The following is a 16,428-nucleotide window of genomic DNA, read 5'->3' as shown; positions in this document are numbered from 1 at the left end:
CAGCTTGCGCGGAGCCATCACCTTGCCGAACATGACGGCCCCGATCCGCCACGGCTGGGTTCCGGCCGCGAACTCCGGCAGCGTCACCGCCTCGGCCGCGGCCTCGGGTGCGTCCGGACCGGCTGCCGCTCCCGCCAATCCGGCGGCCCGCACCCGGGGCAACAGTTGCGGTGCGGTGGCCACCAGAACGCGGTGCCCCCGCGCGCTCAGTGTTCGCGCCAGCGGCACCACCGGCGCGAACACCCCCTCCATCGGTGTCGTCGAAACCAGTACGCGCATCTCGCCTCCCGTAGCTATAGTGCGCTATATAGCGAACTATAGCTACGATGGCAGGCATGTCAATACCGCGCAATCGGCCGCCCGCGCGCAGCGAACGCCGCGAGGCCACCCGCCGCCGCGTCGCCGAGGCCGCCGCCGCCCTCTTCGCCGAACGCGGCTACGCGGGCACCACCCTGCAGGCCATCGCCGATGCCGCCGGGGTCCATGTGCAGACCATCTACCAGGCCTTCGGCACCAAGGTCGCGGTCCTCGCCGAGACCGCGGCGGTCCTGGTCGCGGGCCCCGACGAGGAAGCCTCCACTCCCCCGCCCGAACGCCGTTGGGTCCGTGAACTCTTCGCCGAGCCCGACCCGTCCCGGCAGCTCGCCCTCTACGCCGCACACATGCGCACGGTCTCCGAGCGCTACATGGGACTGCTCGACATGATGCGGGTGACCGCCGCCGCCGACCCCGAGGTGGGCGCTTTCCTGGCCGCGGCCGAACAGGGCCGTTACGACGGCCCCGCCCACATCACTCCGGACCTGGCGGCGAAGAACGCGCTCAAACCGGGCCTCTCCCCCGAGCGCGCGGCCGACATCATGTACGCGCTCACCACCTACGACGTCTACCGCTCCCTCATCGCCGACCGCGGCTGGTCCGGTCCGGAAGCCGAGCGGTTCGTCGCCGAAACCCTCACCGCCGCATTGCTTTCGACCGACCGCCGGGCCTAGTCCCGGACGGTGATGGACAGCCGGGGCTTGGCGCTGCCGCCGGGCCCGGCCACGCGCTCCCAGATCGCGTCGATCATCGGGGAGAGCAGTAGTTCGCCGAACAGGCTGACCATCACCTCGACCACCTGGGTCGACTCGCGGCGGGCGGTCGAGGCCAGGCCCGCGCCGCGCAGGTTGGTGACTTCGCGGTGGGTCAGGTCGATGAGCGATTCCAGTAGGCGCAGTTGGGTTTCCGATGGTTCCAGGAATGCGCGCCGGATGTAGTTCACCACCGCGGGGTTCTCGCGCAGCATGCCCTGGACGGCCCGGTTGCGGGCGATGACGTTCTCGCCGGGGGTGCCGGTCATCGGAACCGAGGTCACCGCGGCGTCGAAGTAATCGACGATCAGCTGGTCCACGGCCGCGATCAGGCCCGCCTTGGTTTTGAAGTGGTGCTGGACCAGGCCGAGGGTGACGCCCGCCTCGGTGGCGACCGCGCGCAGCGAGACCCGCGATTCGCCGTACTGGGCGAACAAGTCCATGGCGGCATTGCGGATGCGCGCCTTGGCGGTCAGGTCGTCGTTGGTGGCCCTGGGATTCAGCATCGCCCCTCGACTGGTCGGTGGTCCTGGAAAGATTACGGTTGACCTAGTCACTATACAAACGTATCGTTCGCTTCCATGGAGGTTTCAAAGACGCGCCCCCTGGACGGTGTCGAGGTCGTCTCGCTGGCCGTGAACCTGCCCGGCCCGCTGGCCGCGGCGCGATTGACCGAGCTCGGCGCGACCGTCACCAAGGTCGAACCGCGCGCCGGTGATCCGCTCGCCGCGGGTGCGCCGGAGTGGTACCGGGCGCTCGTCGCCGATCAGACCCTCGTCACCCTCGATCTCAAGGTCGACGCGGATCGCGCCAAGCTCGACGAGTTGCTGGCCACGGCGGATCTGCTGATCACCTCGATGCGGCCGAGCGCGCTCGCGAAACTCAGTCTGGCGCAACCGCAGCAGCGCTTCCCGGAGCTCTCGCTCATCGAAATCGTGGGCCACGCCGACGATCCCGAGGTGCCGGGCCACGACCTGAACTATCAGGCAGTACACGCCATCCTCACCCCGCCGCAGATGCCGACCGTGCCGATCGCCGACATGCTCGGCGCCGAACGCGCCGTCTCCACCGCCCTCGCGGCGCTCGTCGCACGGTCGAATTCCGGTGTGGGACAGCCCTACCGGGTCGCCCTCGAGGATGCCGCGGCGTGGGCGGGCAATGCGGTGCGCTACCGGCTCATGGGTCCGGACGCGCTGCTCGGCGGCGCCTTCCCCGGCTACGGCATCTACGAGTGCAAGGACGGCCACATCGCGCTCGGCGCGGTGGAACCCCACTTCTTCCTGCGCACGCTCGAACTCTTCGGCGCGAGCGGCGACCACCAGAGCCTGCGAGACGCCTTCGCCGACAAGACCATTGCCGAGCTGGAGGCCCTCGCCGCCCGGCACGACCTCCCGATCAACGGGCTCGCCACCCCCGTCACCGGAAAGTAGAGAACAACGATGTCCCAACTCTTCCCCGACTACCGCCCGACCTGGGAAACCGATCAGCACCGCGAACTGCGCAAGCACGCGGCGGAGTTCTTCGGCAAGGAGGTCCCGCCCAACCGCGAGCGCTGGAACAAGCAGCACATGGTGGACCGGGACTTCTGGAACAAGGCCGGCGCCGCGGGCCTGCTCGGCCTGGATCTGCCCGAGGAATTCGGCGGCATGGCAGGCGATTTCGGCTTCCAGGCCATCGTGCAGGAGGAGCAGGTCTACGCGCACGACAATGCCTTCGGCTTCTCGGTGCACTCGCCGATCGTGTCGCACTACATCTACAAGTACGGCAATGACGAACAACGGGCGAAGTGGCTGCCGGGCATCATCAGCGGTGATCTGGTGCTGGCCATCGCCATGACCGAGCCGGGCACCGGATCGGACCTGCAGTCGGTGCGCACCACGGCCGTGCGCGAGGGCGACCACTACGTCATCAACGGCTCGAAGACGTTCATCTCCAATGGAACCCACTGCGATCTGCTGGTGATCGTGGCCAAGACCGATCCGTCCCAGGGTGCGGCCGGTGTCTCGCTCATCGTGGCCGAGACCAAGGATCTGCCGGGCTTCGAGCGTGGGCGGGTGCTGGAGAAGATGGGTCAGCACGGGCAGGACACCCGCGAACTGTTCTTCTCGGATATGCGCGTTCCGGTCGCGAATCTCCTTGGTGCGCAGGAAGGTCTGGGCTTCTACCAGCTCATGGAGCAGCTGGCGCGGGAGCGGCTGATCATCGCCAGCCTGTGCTCGGCGCTGGCCGAGGCGGCGGTGCTGGAGGCGCTGCGCTACTCCAAGGAACGCGAGGCGTTCGGGCGGCCGATCGGCAAATTCCAGCACAATGCCTTCACCCTGGCCGAGGTCAAGACCGAGGCGCTGGCCATCAAAACCCTTGTCGACTACGCGATTCAGCAGTACATCGACGGCAAAAACGATCCGGCGACGGCGTCCATGGCCAAGCTGTTCGCCGCCGAGACCGCCGACAAGGTGGTCGACAAGTGCCTGCAGCTGTTCGGCGGCTACGGCTACATGATGGAGTACCCGATCGCGAACATGTACGTGGGTTCGCGCGTGAACCGCATCTACGGCGGCACCAGCGAAATCATGAAGGAGATCATCTCCCGCTCACTCTGAGCCAACCCAACTCTCGGGTCTCTCGGGGCCGACGCCATCCGCGCGCGGCCGATCACCACTCGGGGTCCACGCCGTAGATTCGGCGGTACTCGCTCGCGAAGACGCGGCGGCCGAGCAGCCGCCAGGCCAGCCGGGCGGTCAACGGCATCTCAGCGAGGAACTTGCGGCGTTCGGCGGCGGAGGCCGTATGCATGAGGAAGCCGAGGAAGACCAGTTGGCGGTCCTTGGGCAGGTGCTCGCGTCCGCGCTCGCCGAGCGCCTGCCATTCCGGGGCGGTCATGACGTTTCGGACGACGGGCAGGATGTGGTTCTCCTCCTCGGTCATGTGCTCGTCCAGGGCGGCTGCGAGCGCACGCAGGGTGGCGGCGAGCCGGTCACGCGTCGAAGGGTCTGCGGCGGCGGCGAATTCGGTCGACTCGCGCCGGGTGCGGCTGGTGAGTTCGGCGATGCGCTGGTGCTGTTCCTCGGTCCGCAGGATCAGGGCGGCGTTCGCCGGGGCCCGATCGAGCAGTAGCGGCCACATCAACTCGTCCTCGCCGGTGTGATGTTGATGCAGTCCCTCGCCCAGCTCGGAGAGGAACTCCACGAGGACCCGGGCGCGCTCGACCTCCCCCGCCCCGACCTCGGCGACGAGGTCCGGCAGCGCGTGGAAGTGCCTGCGAAAGGCGTTGTGCACCACGACCATGTCGTAGGTGTCGGGGCGGGCGGGCGAGGTGGCGGTGCTCATGGGAAGACTCCTGGCGCTGATGGGAAGACTGCTGTCGACGTCGGGTACCGCTGTCGAATGTGCGTCCCGCCACTTGCGGTCCACTCGAGGCTCACTAGGCCGCCGCTGTCCTAGACTTGCCGGATCATGGTGCGGATTCGGGTGCTCGGCGCGCTGACCGCGTCGAACGAGCACGGCGAACTCGATCTCGGCGGTCCGCGCCAACGCAGTGTGCTGGCTCGGCTGCTGGTCGCGCGGGGCGAGGTGGTGCCGGTCGATCGGCTGATCGACGACCTGTGGCGGGGTGAACCGCCGCCGCGGGCGCTGGGCGCGCTCCAGGCGTACGTGTCCAACCTGCGGCGGTCGCTGGAGCCGGAGCGGGCGCCGCGTACCGTCGCGACCGTGCTGATCAGCCGCGCACCCGGATACGCGCTGCGGCTGGCGACCGAGGCGGTGGACGCCTGGACCTTCGGCGCCGAGCTGGATGCCGCTGCGCGACAGAGCGATCCGCGACAGCGGCGGCGCACGCTGGAGTCCGCGCTGGCCCGCTGGGAGGGTCCCGCGTACGGGGCCTACGCACCGGAGGCGTGGGCGAGCGCGGAGGCGGCACGGCTCGAGGAACTGCGGCTGAGCGCGCGCGAACAACTCGCGGCGGCCCTGCTCGAGCAGGACGAACCGGCGCTGGCGGCGGCCACGGCCGAATTGCTGAGCCGAGAGCATCCCTTGCGGGAGGAGGCCTGGCGGCTCACCGCGCTGGCTCGGTACCGGGCCGGGCGCCAAGCCGATGCGCTCGCCGCGCTGCGGCAGGCCCGGAACGTGCTGGCCGAGGAACTCGGCATCGATCCGGGACCGGCGCTGGCCCGGTTGGAGGCGGACATCCTCGCCCAGCGGATCCCGGTGCGGGAGCAGCCGATCGCCGTTCCGGTCCGGCCGCATGACACGGCCCCGGCAACGCCCGCCCCCGTATTGCTCGGGCGCACCGGCGGACTGCTCGAGCACACCGACGAATTGCTCGGGCGCGCAAACGAACTCGCGACCCTGGACGCGGTCGCCCGGGGCGACGGACCGCGGACGGCGACCCTCGCGGGCGAGGCAGGCAGCGGGAAATCGGCGCTCCTGCACCGCATTCGAGACAAGCTGCGGGATTCGGGATTCCGAGTCGTGCTCGGCCATTGCCCGGAGGACGAGACCGCTCCCTCCGCGTGGCCGTGGGTCGAGATCATCCGGGCCCTGGCGGATGAGCACGAACCCGGCGAGCTGGCGGCCGCGCTCACCCCGCTGCTCACCGATGGTGCGGGCCCACCGCAGGCCGACCGCGCACACGGCCGTTTCCTGCTGCACCGGGCGGTCGGCGACTACCTCACCGCGGTCGCCGCCGCCCAGCCATTGGCGATTCTGCTCGACGATGCCCACCGCTGCGACGCCGAGACCGCGGCGCTGCTCACCGCGGTCGCCACCCGGGTGCCCGCGTTCGTGGTGATCGGCTATCGCCCCGACGAAGTTCCGGCCGCCCTCGCCGATGCGCTGGCAGCCGTCGCGACCACCGTGCGCGCGCGAATCCGCTTGCGCGGCCTGGGAATAGCGGACAGCGCCCGCCTGGTCACCGCGCTGACCGGGAGCACACCGGCGGACTCGGTGGTGGCCATGCTGCACGAACGCACCGACGGCAATCCCTTCTATCTCACCGAGATCGCACGCCTGCTGCAGAGCGAGGGCGAGCTGGTGGCCGCCTCCGACGTCCCGGAAGGCGTCCGGGACGTGTTGCGCCGCAGGTTGTCCCGGCTACCTGAGACGGCGGTCGCGCTGCTGCGCCTGGCCGCGGTGATCGGCCGGGAATTCGATCTGACGGTCCTGGTGCGGGCCGCGGAGTTGAGCGAGGAGGAGGTGTTCGACGCGGTCGAGGCGGGGGTGGTGGCCGGACTGCTGCACGAACCGGGCAGTGACCGTGCGGGTTTCGCCCACGTCCTGGTGCGTGACACGCTGGTCGGGGACCTGCCGCGGGTCCGCCGGGACCGTTGGCACCGCCGGATCGCCGCCGCCATCGAGGAGCTCGATCCGACGGATCTGGCCGCCCTCGCACACCATTACGGGGAATCGGTGACCCCGGGCACGGCGCGGCGGGCCGCCGACTACGCCACGGCCGCGGCCGAACTGGCCGAACGCCGCTTCGCTCACGATGTCGCGGCCGCCGGTTACGAACGTGCGGCCGCCGCGCTGGAACGACATCCCGGCGACACCGTCGCCGATCGGGTCGCGTTGCTGTGCCGGGCGGGTCGCAGCCATCTCGCCAGCGGCGCAGCGCTCGCCGCGCGCGCCGTCCGGGACCGGGCCGCGCTGCTGGCCGAGCGCGCCGATCGCCCCGACCTGCTGGTGCGGGTGCTCGCCGCCGGGGATCTGCCGACACCGTGGCTGAATCGGGCCTACGGCGTGGTCGAGCACCGCGTGGTGGCCCGGCTGGAGAGCGCGCTGCGATTTCCCGGTCTGTCGCCCGCGGACCGGTGCCGGTTGCTGGTCGCCCTGGTCGACGAGATCGGTGGTGAGGAGATCGAACGGACGCGGCGGGCAGCCGAGGCGGCCGAGGCCATCGCTCGCGAGCTCGGCGACGACACCCTGCTGGCCTCGGCGCTGCAGGCCCGCGCCTCGCTGTACGACGGGGCCGACCGCGGCGCGCTGGGAGCCGAACTGATCGAGATCGGGCGGCGCCACGACCACCCCGCCTACCTGCTGCTGGGCCACACCTTGGCCGTGCAAGCCGCCGCCTTCGCGGCGGATCTCCCGGCGGCTCGCGAGCACCTCGACGCGGCGACCGAGCATGCCGACCGCTACCAGTGGGGACAGGCGCAGGCCGCCAACACCATGGCGCGCGGCCTGCTGGCGCTGATCGGCGGTGACACCGACGAAGCCGAGCGGCACTATCTCCGGGCCCACGAATTGCTCACCGGCGCAGGCGTTATCAGCGCCGATACGATCACGCTCATGGCCATGTTCGCAGTGCGGTTGCAGCAGGGCCGGGTCGGGGAGTTCACCGAATCGATCGCCGGATTCATCGGGAGCTCCACCCAGGAGAGCGTGGGCACCGCCGTCGACTTCCTCGCCCTCGCCCTGCTCGCCGCCGGGGATCGCGCCGCGGCCGTGCGGGTCCGGCGGGACGCGCCGCCGATCCGCGACGACCTGTTCGGCTCGTTGTTCCGCACGCTGCGCGGCATGGTGATCGCGGAGCTCGGCACGCCGGAGCAGGCCGCGGCGCTCTATCGGGAGCTGCTGCCGCACCGAGATCGGTTGGGCGGCGCCGATACCGGGTCGTTCACCGTGGGCCCGGTCGACACCGTGCTCGGCGACCTGGCGGCTCGCCACGGGGAGGCCGCCCTGGCCGTCGAGCATTACCGCGCGGCGCTGCTCGTCGCCCGCCGATGCGGGAACCCGGCGTGGACCGCCGCCGCCCAGGCCCGGCTGGACCACTGATCGATCACTGGTCACTCACAAGCCGGACGCGGACAGTTGGGCTCGACCGTCCCGACCGAGGAGCACCCATGACCGATATCCGCCGCACCGCAACCGATCTGTACCTCAAAACCGTGACCGGCTTGCATCGCGGCCTGCTCGACGCCACCGGCGGCAGGCTCGGCACCCGCTTCAAGAAGATGCCAACCCTGACCCTCACCACCATCGGCAGGCGCAGCGGGCGAGCCCGCACGGTCGTGCTCACCGTCCCGGTCGTGGACGGCGACCGCTACCTGATCGTCGCCTCCCGCGGCGGCGACGACATCTCACCCGCCTGGCTCCACAACCTGCGTGCCGACCCCGCCGTCGAGGTGTCCTTCCAGCACGGCCCGTCCCGACCCATGACCGCGCGCGTCCTCACCGCCACCGAACGCGAAGCCCGATGGCCGGACGTCGTCGCGGCCTATCCCGGTTACGAGACCTACCAGCGGCGCACGACCCGTCGAATTCCCTTGGTGGAGTTGCTCCCCCGCGTCCTCTGATCGAGCCGAACCGGCCCACGGGCCGGTGTCTCGACGGCGGCCGGAACTGCCATGCGATGCCGCAGGCGGGTGAGGGTGCGGGTGGTTTCGCGGTGGACCTCGAGGATCGGGATGCCCAGGGCCACAGATGTTTCCAAGGGGGAGAAGCCGAGGAGTACTCGGAGGGTGAGGATTTCGCGCTGTTGGTCGGTCAAGGGCGCGAGGGCCTGCGCGCGGGGGTGTTGGTAGCCGCAGATTCGGACAGCATGGCGCGCCGTGGTGTGAGCGAATTCGAGGAAGTCGCGGCGGGCGGCGCGGGCGGTGGGCCAGCCGGTGGCGATGGCGGTGCTGATCTGGGCGGGCAGGTGGTCGGTGCTCGGGGCGGAGCCGAGGGCGGCGCGGCAGTAGGCGGTGGCGAAGGCGTGGGAGTAGGCGAGGACTTCGGCCAGGGCCGTTCGCCTGCCGAGGGCGGCGGCCGCGAGCGTGTCGGCGGCCGGGATCGGGAGTCGCGGGGCGGCCGCGGCGCGCGGGCGGGCGGTGCGCGGGGATCGGACCGGGATGGCGGGCTGGAAGCGGGGCAGGGCGGCGGTGTCGATAGGCATGGGAGGTCCTCTGAGCGGCCGAGCAGGCGCTCGGCTATCGGATCTCCCCCTCTGTCATGGGTACCTGAGAGCTTCACCGCGGCGGGCGGCTTGCACCGTAGGCGAGGCGCGGATGCGCCTGCTTTCCAGAGTGGCCTGGTCGAAACGGTATCTGTACCTGAGAGATTCCGGGGAGGTTGCTCCTTCGGCGCCCCGGTCCGGGGCTTCTCCCGCCACGACTCATAGCGGCCGGGTATTCGGTTGTTCCCGGCGAGCCTAGACGATGCGCGGGTTGCCGACCAGGGGTCAGCAACCCGATAGCATCCGGAACGTGGCGGATATCACCGCAATCAGTGAGCGGGCACCGTGCTGAGCAACCACTGGTCGCGGGGTGTGCGGCGGCGCTCGCGGCGGCTGCCGACCCGGGCGCGCATGGCGTAGTGCGGCGGCGTGGTCTCCGCGGTCAGCTGATGCCAGCCGCTGCCGCCGCGGATGTCGAAGACGCCGATGTAGCCGCCGGGCAGCAGCTGGAACGGCGCGGTGACGTGCTTGCCGTAGTCGAACTGGGTGCTGCCGGGCTTGCGGAAGTTCTCGAACCAGGACGGAAACACGAAGTCCGACACCAGGACTCCGTCGATCCGATACCCGTACTGGTCCGCCTCGACGGCGTCGGCCACCTCGTAGGCGTAGAGGCGGCCGGTGGTCCCGGTCTTGAACACGTAGGCGGCCAGATTGATATCGGGATCGCCGAGCATCTCCAGCAGCTCGTGGCTCGCGGTCACGGTCCACTCCAGGCCGGCCTTGATGTCACTGCGCGCGAACACCTTTCCCAGCGGCAGGCCCTCGTCGGTGAGATCGTGGTAGCCCAGCGCCCCGGCCTGGTCGGAATCGTCGGAGACGACCACCCACCACGCGCCCGGTTCCGGCTGCTTGCCGCTGGGCACGAAGGTCAGATCGGCGTCACTGCCCCAGGCGGGGGCCCAGTCCCGGTGCACCTGCGTCTGCAGCGCCGGGACGACAGCGGAAACTTGAGCGTCGGTCAGTACGGTACTGCGGTTCAACACGGCAATATGTATGGCAGACATGGGCGATTCTCGAATCTTTGTAGTGTCACAGCGTTGTCGGCGCGCTCATTCGATCTTGCTGCTGTCATCATCTCGCGAAAATCTCAGGGAGGCAGGCGAAAAAGTGGGCATCATCGATCTCTCGGTCCCGATCCGGTCCGGCATGCCGGTGTATCCCGGCGATCCGGAGGTCACCATCCGGCCCGCGCTGACCGTGGCCGCCGACGGCGTCAACGTGCTGCACCTGGACCTGGGTTCGCAGACCGGGACCCATGTGGACGCGCCGTGCCACATCGATGACGCGCTGCCCACCCTCGACGAGTTGCCACTGGAACGCTTCGTGGGCCCGGGCGTGGCGATCGATGCGCGCGCGGCCGGGGCGGGCGGCGCGATCGGGCGTGAATTGTTCGAGGGCCGCGTCGCCGCGGGGCAGATCGTGCTGATCGCGACGGGCTGGTCCGAACATTGGGGCACCCACGCGTATCTGAACCATCCGCATCTGACCGTCGAGGCGGCCGAGTATCTGATTGCCGCGGGTGTGCGGACCATCGGCATCGACGCCCTGTCGGTGGATCCGACTCCGACCGAGGAGATTCCGGTGCACCGCATCCTGTGCGGGGCGCACGCGGTCATCGCCGAGAACCTGACCGGGCTGGCATCGGTGCTCGCCGCGCAAGCCGCAGGTCAGCGGTTCGAGGTGACGCTGTTCCCGCTCAATCTGCCCGGGGCGGACGGGGCTCCGGTGCGGGCGGTGGCACGCACATCTCTTTAGATTCAACGGCACGGAACTGTGATTGAAACGGCACTGTCTCTGATTTTGCGGCGCACGCCACATGTTCTTCGTAGACTGCTCTCGACACCGGGGGAGTCGGGGCCCCCGACCCATGCTCGATCCGAAGGACAATCGCACGTGAACCGTTGTGCCGTAACCACTTTGCTAGCCGTTGCGGCTGTGCTGACCATCGCGCCGGCCGCATCCGCGGAAATCGTTCTCACCGATGCCTCCCAGACCGGGACCACCACCCCCGGCACGACGACACCGGGCACCACCACCAACCCCACGGTGACCGCCCCCTCCCCGGGTGAAACCGTCCCCGGCGCCAAGGACGATCCCGACCACCCCATCACCGCCGACGTCCAGACCGGCTCCTCGATGTTCAAGCTCGGCGGCGCGACCGGTTCGGCGGGCAGCGGCTCCGGCAACAACAACTGCACCGTCCTCGGCAGCGCCGCATCACTCGGCGGCTTCGCGGGACTGGGCTGCGGCCCGAACGGTCCCGGCACCGTCCGCTGACGGAGGTTCCCCGGTCGAGCACGACGAAGGGGCATCGGCTGTTTCGCCGATGCCCCTTCTGTCATGTCCAGATCAGCCGCGGTCGGCGTTGCCCGCCTTCCACTGTTCCCACGGAATGTTCCAGTCGCCCAGCCCGTCCACGCCGGACAGGGTGCCGCCGACCGTGTTCTTCACGATGGTGATGTCGCCGCGCTTGACGTTGTCGTACACCCATTTCGCATCGGCCGGGCTCAGATTGAGGCAGCCGTGGCTGGTGTTGGAGTAGCCCTGCGCGCCCACCGACCACGGGGCCGAGTGGAAGAAGATGCCCGAGTACGAGATTCGCGTCGCCCAGTCGATGGGGGTCTTGTAGCCGTTGGGCGAGTTCACCGGGACGCCGTAGGTCGAGGAGTCCATGATGATGCGATCGAACTTGTCGCCCACGATGTAGACGCCGTTGTCGGTGGGCGTGGAGTCCTTGCCCATCGAGGTCGGCATGGTCTTGATGACCTGGCCGTTGCGCTCGACGGTCACCATCTTGGTGTTGTCGTCGGCGGTGAAGACGGTGGCGTCGCCCACGGTGAAGCTGGAGTGGATGTCGCTGTCGCCGACCAGGCCGTTGCCCATGTCGTGCCCGTAGGCGTTGACCGCGATGTCGACCTTGGTGCCCGGCGCCCAGTAGTTCTGCGGCCGCCAGCGGACCTCACGATTGTTGACCCAGTAGAACGCGCCCTCGACCGCGGGCGTGGTGGTGATCTTGATCGCGGCCTGCGCGGCCTTGCGGTCCGGAATGTTCTCGTCGAACTGCACGGCCACCGGCTGACCGATGCCGACCACCTCGTTCTCCGCCGGGAGCAGGTACGGGTGGGTGCGGTTGTTCGGGGAGATCGTGGTGAAACTCATGGTCGAGGTGGTCGCCCCGCCGAGACCGATGGCGTCGACGCTCAGCTTGTAGGTGCGCCCGAACCCCAACTGCTCGGTCAACTTCCACGACCGGCCGTCCTGCGCCAACTCTCCCGGCACCGGCTTGCCGTCGGGATTGGTGAGCGTCACGGCGGTGAACTTGCCGTCCTCGACCCGCAGGTTCAGCTCACCCGGCGACACCCCCTTGTCGCCGTCCTTGATCGGCGAGATCAGCTTCGGCTTCATGAGCTCACTGATCGGGTTGGAATCGATTGCCGCCGAGGGCGAGTGGTGCGTACTCCCCGAGGAGCACCCCGTCAGCGCCAATGCCAGCACCGCCGCCCCGATCACCAGCAGCTTGCCGGTTCGTCGTCGGCCCTTCGCATGACTCATCGCAACCCCGCTCCACGTCTCGTGTAGACCCTCCGCGCCCAACGACTTCAGGGCTCGCTCCAAACATCAGTGATCACCCCCGCGGCGTTAACAACTCTCGACATCCTCGGAAACCCCCAGCTCCAGGGGGCGATTTCACTTTCGGCCACCATCCCTGTTAGTGTTCTTTCCGCACCGCAGAGAGCCGCAAGCGACAGCCCAGGCCCCCGGCGGCGTGACACGCGCCATTAGCTCAATTGGCAGAGCAGCTGACTCTTAATCAGCGGGTTCGGGGTTCGAGTCCCTGATGGCGCACAATCCGAACGCCCCGACAGTCCAACTGTCGGGGCGTTTTTCGTGCATCGATGAGTGTCGTTTTCCCGTCCGGCCGGTGCCGTTTTTCCTGTTCGGCTCGCGCCGGGGACACGCGAACGTTCACACAAACCGCACCGTCGGCGAAAGATATAGATGAATACGCGCAAGTAGCCCCCTATCGGGGTGGTCTCCGTACGCGGCAACAGTGCAGACTACCCGGGACCGGCAGTCGCAACGTCGCCCGACCGGGCCAATGCAACGCTAGGAGGGAGCAGGCGGTGTTCAGCCGTATTGCCATCGTGAACCGCGGAGAAGCCGCGGTCCGACTTATTCACGCCGTCCGGGATCTGGCCGCGGAAACCGGCCTCGCGATCCAGACGATCGCGCTTCACACCGATGTCGATCGGAACGCGACATTCGTGCGCGAAGCCGATATCGCGTACGACCTCGGACCGGCGTCCGCGCGCCCGTACCTCGACCTGAAGGTGCTCGAGCGGGCGTTGAAGGCGACCAAGGCCGACTCGGCGTGGGTGGGTTGGGGTTTCGTCGCCGAGGACCCGGCGTTCGCGGAGTTGTGCGAGGAGATCGGGGTGACCTTCATCGGTCCCAGCCCCGAGGCCATGCGCAAGCTCGGTGACAAGATCGGCGCGAAGCTGATCGCCGAAGAGGTCGGCGTACCCGTGGCGCCGTGGAGCCGCGGCGGGGTCGACACCGTCGAGGCCGCGGTGACCGCCGCCGAGGAGATCGGCTACCCGCTCATGCTGAAGGCGACCGCCGGCGGTGGCGGACGCGGTATCCGCATGATCACCAACGAGGCCGAGCTGGTCGACGCCTACGAGCGCACCCGGCAGGAGGCCGCGCGCGCCTTCGGCAGCGGCATTGTGTTCCTGGAGCGCCTGGTCACCGGCGCGCGCCACGTCGAGGTGCAGGTGATCGCCGACGGGCAGGGCACCGCGTGGGCGCTGGGCGTGCGCGACTGCTCGGTGCAGCGGCGCAATCAGAAGGTCATCGAGGAATCCGCCTCGCCGGTCCTGCGTCCCGAGCAGGTCGCCGATCTGAAGGCCTCGGCCGAGCGGCTGGCCGTCGCGGTCGGGTACTGCGGCGCGGCGACCGTCGAGTTCCTGTACCACCCCGGCGACGAGCTGTTCGCCTTCCTCGAGGTCAATACCCGACTGCAGGTCGAGCACCCGATCACCGAGGCCACCACCGGTTTCGACCTGGTGCGCGCCCAGCTGATGGTCGCCTCAGGCCACAAGCTCGAGGGTGAGCCGCCGCTCGAGCGCGGGCACGCCATCGAGGCCCGGCTCAATGCCGAGGATCCCGACCGCGACTTCGCGCCCGCCCCGGGCCGCATCGCGCGCCTGGATCTGCCCGCGGGCCCGGGCATTCGCGTCGACACCGGCGTCAGCGAGGGTGACACCATCCCCGCCGACTTCGACTCCATGATCGCGAAGATCATTGCCTACGGCCGCAATCGCGACGAGGCGCTGGGCCGCCTGCGCCGGGCCATGGCGCAGACCCGCGTGGTCATCGAGGGCGGCTCGACCAACAAGAGCTTCGTCCTCGACCTGCTCGATCAGCCCGAGGTGATCGACGGCAGTGCCGACACCGGCTGGATCGACCGCGTCCGCGCCGAGGGACGCCTTGTCTCGCACCGGCATTCCGCGATCGCGGTGGCCGTGGCCGCCATCGACGCCTACGAGGAAGAGGAGCAGGTCGAGCGCGAGCGCCTGCTGTCCACCGCCGCGGGTGGCCGTCCGCAGGTGCAGCATCAGAGCGGTCGCCCGCACGACCTGAAGCTGCGCGGCGTCAGCTACCGGGTCCGGGTCGCGCGCATCGGCGCGCACCGGTTCCGGATCGGCATCGAGGCGGGCGGCGAGATGCGTGCCGCCGATGTGGATTTGGAGCGTTTCGACCGGCACACCGGTCAGATCGTGGTGAACGGCAGCCGATTCCGCGTGGTCGCGGGTACGCACGGGCCGGTGCACCTGGTCGACGTCGAGGGCGTGACGCACCGGATCAGCCGCGACGAGGGCGGCGTGGTCCGCTCCCCCGCGCCCGCGCTGGTGGTCGCCACCCCGCTCGAGGTCGGCGCCGAGGTCGAGGCCGGTGCTCCGGTGCTGGTGCTGGAATCCATGAAGATGGAAACCGTGCTGCGCGCGCCGTTCCGGGCTCGCCTGAAGGAATGCGCGGTCTCGGTCGGCTCCCAGGTGGAGACCGGCGCCCCGCTGCTGCGGCTGGAGCCGCTGGCCGAGGAGGGCGAGGAGGCCGACGACACCGCGGCCACCGGTGCGGTCGAACTGGATCTGCCCGGCTCGCCGGCGCCGGTCCGGCCGAACGAGGGTCTGACCCGGAGCCTGCAGGACCTGAACAGCCTGCTGCTCGGCTTCGATGTGGACCCGCACGACGAAAAGCGCGTGCTCGAGGACTATCTGGCCGTGCGCCGCAGCGCGACCGCCGATCACCGCCGTCCGCTCGCCGAGGAGATCGAACTCGTCGAGGTGTTCGCCGATCTCACCGAGCTCAGCCACAACCGGCCGTGGGACGACGACCGCGGACAGGGCCACGTGCACAGCGCGCGCGAGTTCTTCCACGGCTACCTGCAGAGTCTCGATGTCGAGCGGGCCGGGCTCCCGGAGTTCTACCGGGCCAAGCTCGCCAAGGCGCTCGCGCACTACGGCGTCACCGAGCTGGACCGCTCCCCCGACCTCGAGGCCGCGGTCTTCCGGATCTTCCTGGCCCAGCAGCGGCCCGCCGACACCGTCACGGTCATCACCGCGCTGCTGCGCGAGTGGCTGCTCGAGCCGGGCCCGGAGCGGGTGCTGCGTGAGCCGGCCGGTCTGGCGCTCGAGCGTCTGGTGACCGCGACCCAGGTGCGGTTCCCGGGTCTGGCCGACCTGGCGCGTGGTGTGGCGTACGCCTGGTACGGGCATCCGCTGCTGCTGCGCAACCGCGCCCGCGTGTACACCACCGTGCGCAAGCACCTGAGTCTGCTTGACGCGCAACCGGATACCGCCGATCGCGCGGAGCGGATCGCGGACATGGTGCGCGCCACCGAGCCGCTGGTGCGGCTGCTCGGCCAGCGCCTGGTGCGCGGCTCCGCGGACAACACCGTCATGCTCGAGGTGCTGACCCGCCGCTACTACGGCAACAAGGACCTCGTCAACGTGCGCACCGAGCACGCGGACGGTCACGCCTTCGTGGTCGCGGAGCGACGGGGTGTGAGCCTGGTGTCGGCCGCGGTGCGTTTCGACGAGCTCGACACCGCGGTGCGCGGGCTGGCGCATGTGGCGCGCGGCGCCGCGTCCGTCGAGGCCGACATCTACCTCAGCTGGGAGAAGCAGCCCGAGGACTTCGAGGCGATGGCGGCGGCGCTGCAGGAAAAGCTTGCCGCGCATCCGCTTCCGGATCAGGTGCACCGGATCACGTGCACGGTGGCGGGCAGCGGCGGTGCGGTCATGCACCACCACTTCACCTTCCGCCCCGCGACCACCGGCATGACCGAGGAACGGCTCATCCGCGGCTTGCACCCGTACATCGCCCAGCGCATGCAGATGCGGCGGCTGCGCAAGTTCGACCTCACCC

13 protein-coding genes, 1 tRNA gene, 1 pseudogene and 2 riboswitches are annotated in these 16,428 nt (G+C 69.6%); of the genes and pseudogenes, 9 read left to right on the top strand and 6 right to left on the bottom strand.

What is annotated here, in order from left to right; translation table 11 throughout:
* Positions 1 to 279 (bottom strand): annotated as a pseudogene (locus ON43_RS35730) (hypothetical protein); the annotation flags it as partial.
* Positions 280 to 335: 56 nt separating this feature from the next.
* Between ON43_RS35730 and ON43_RS35725 the strand changes: the two are divergent.
* On the top strand, positions 336 to 989 hold the full coding sequence (locus tag ON43_RS35725) for a TetR/AcrR family transcriptional regulator (RefSeq protein ID WP_040814806.1): 654 nt from the start codon (positions 336 to 338) through the stop codon (positions 987 to 989).
* Here ON43_RS35725 and ON43_RS35720 read toward each other — a convergent pair.
* Positions 986 to 1,573 carry a TetR/AcrR family transcriptional regulator gene (locus ON43_RS35720; protein ID WP_040814804.1) on the bottom strand — a complete coding sequence of 196 codons (588 nt, stop codon included), beginning with the start codon at positions 1,571 to 1,573 and terminating at the stop codon, positions 986 to 988. The genes ON43_RS35725 and ON43_RS35720 overlap by 4 nt on opposite strands.
* A gap of 75 nt (positions 1,574 to 1,648) precedes the next feature.
* On the opposite strand from ON43_RS35720, the gene ON43_RS35715 reads away from it, so the two are divergent.
* Both ON43_RS35715 and ON43_RS35710 read left to right on the top strand, forming a co-directional pair.
* Complete coding sequence (locus ON43_RS35715) at positions 1,649 to 2,497, top strand: CoA transferase (RefSeq protein ID WP_040814802.1); 849 nt, start codon at positions 1,649 to 1,651, stop codon at positions 2,495 to 2,497.
* Positions 2,498 to 2,506: 9 nt separating this feature from the next.
* Complete coding sequence (locus ON43_RS35710) at positions 2,507 to 3,667, top strand: acyl-CoA dehydrogenase family protein (protein WP_040814800.1); 1,161 nt, start codon at positions 2,507 to 2,509, stop codon at positions 3,665 to 3,667.
* 52 nt (positions 3,668 to 3,719) lie between these two features.
* Here ON43_RS35710 and ON43_RS35705 read toward each other — a convergent pair whose 3' ends face one another.
* Positions 3,720 to 4,394: a hemerythrin domain-containing protein gene (locus ON43_RS35705; protein WP_040814798.1), complete on the bottom strand. Its 675-nt coding sequence runs from the start codon at positions 4,392 to 4,394 to the stop codon at positions 3,720 to 3,722.
* Positions 4,395 to 4,520: 126 nt separating this feature from the next.
* Between ON43_RS35705 and ON43_RS35700 the strand changes: the two genes are divergently transcribed.
* The gene (locus ON43_RS35700; RefSeq protein WP_040814796.1) at positions 4,521 to 7,835 is read left to right on the top strand and encodes an ATP-binding protein; all 3,315 of its coding nucleotides are present in this window, start codon (positions 4,521 to 4,523) and stop codon (positions 7,833 to 7,835) included.
* 68 nt (positions 7,836 to 7,903) lie between these two features.
* Complete coding sequence (locus ON43_RS35695) at positions 7,904 to 8,356, top strand: nitroreductase/quinone reductase family protein (RefSeq protein WP_040814795.1); 453 nt, start codon at positions 7,904 to 7,906, stop codon at positions 8,354 to 8,356.
* Here the strand turns inward: ON43_RS35695 and ON43_RS44470 are convergent.
* Together ON43_RS44470 and ON43_RS35685 are read right to left on the bottom strand one after the other, a co-directional pair.
* Positions 8,296 to 8,937 (bottom strand): hypothetical protein, encoded by a 642-nt coding sequence (locus tag ON43_RS44470; protein ID WP_040814793.1) that lies wholly within the window; start codon positions 8,935 to 8,937, stop codon positions 8,296 to 8,298. The two genes, ON43_RS35695 and ON43_RS44470, sit on opposite strands and share 61 nt — an antisense overlap.
* A gap of 41 nt (positions 8,938 to 8,978) precedes the next feature.
* A riboswitch (glycine riboswitch) is annotated at positions 8,979 to 9,072 on the bottom strand.
* A riboswitch (glycine riboswitch) is annotated at positions 9,073 to 9,159 on the bottom strand.
* Between the two features lie 107 nt (positions 9,160 to 9,266).
* Complete coding sequence (locus ON43_RS35685; RefSeq protein WP_218003453.1) at positions 9,267 to 9,977, bottom strand: hypothetical protein; 711 nt, start codon at positions 9,975 to 9,977, stop codon at positions 9,267 to 9,269.
* A gap of 127 nt (positions 9,978 to 10,104) precedes the next feature.
* Here ON43_RS35685 and ON43_RS35680 point away from each other — a divergent pair, with 127 nt between their 5' ends.
* Positions 10,105 to 10,752, top strand: a complete 648-nt coding sequence (locus ON43_RS35680; RefSeq protein ID WP_040814791.1) for a cyclase family protein — start codon at positions 10,105 to 10,107, stop codon at positions 10,750 to 10,752.
* 180 nt (positions 10,753 to 10,932) lie between these two features.
* Positions 10,933 to 11,274 carry a hypothetical protein gene (locus tag ON43_RS35675; RefSeq protein WP_040814790.1) on the top strand — a complete coding sequence of 114 codons (342 nt, stop codon included), beginning with the start codon at positions 10,933 to 10,935 and terminating at the stop codon, positions 11,272 to 11,274.
* 72 nt (positions 11,275 to 11,346) lie between these two features.
* On the opposite strand, the gene ON43_RS35670 is transcribed toward ON43_RS35675, so the two are convergent.
* Positions 11,347 to 12,549 (bottom strand): L,D-transpeptidase, encoded by a 1,203-nt coding sequence (locus tag ON43_RS35670; protein ID WP_040814788.1) that lies wholly within the window; start codon positions 12,547 to 12,549, stop codon positions 11,347 to 11,349.
* Positions 12,550 to 12,770: 221 nt separating this feature from the next.
* Between ON43_RS35670 and ON43_RS35665 the strand changes: the two genes are divergently transcribed.
* Positions 12,771 to 12,843: transfer RNA gene (locus ON43_RS35665), tRNA-Lys, on the top strand.
* Positions 12,844 to 13,121: 278 nt separating this feature from the next.
* A partial coding sequence (locus ON43_RS35660) for an ATP-binding protein (RefSeq protein ID WP_040814787.1) occupies positions 13,122 to 16,428 on the top strand: 3,307 nt, incomplete at its 3' end.

The sequence above is a fragment of the Nocardia concava NBRC 100430 genome (genome assembly GCF_000308815.1).
Classification (GTDB): Bacteria; Actinomycetota; Actinomycetes; order Mycobacteriales; family Mycobacteriaceae; genus Nocardia; species Nocardia concava.
Note: the sequence above shows the minus strand (reverse complement) of the source record. Positions and strands in the feature narration are given on the sequence as shown.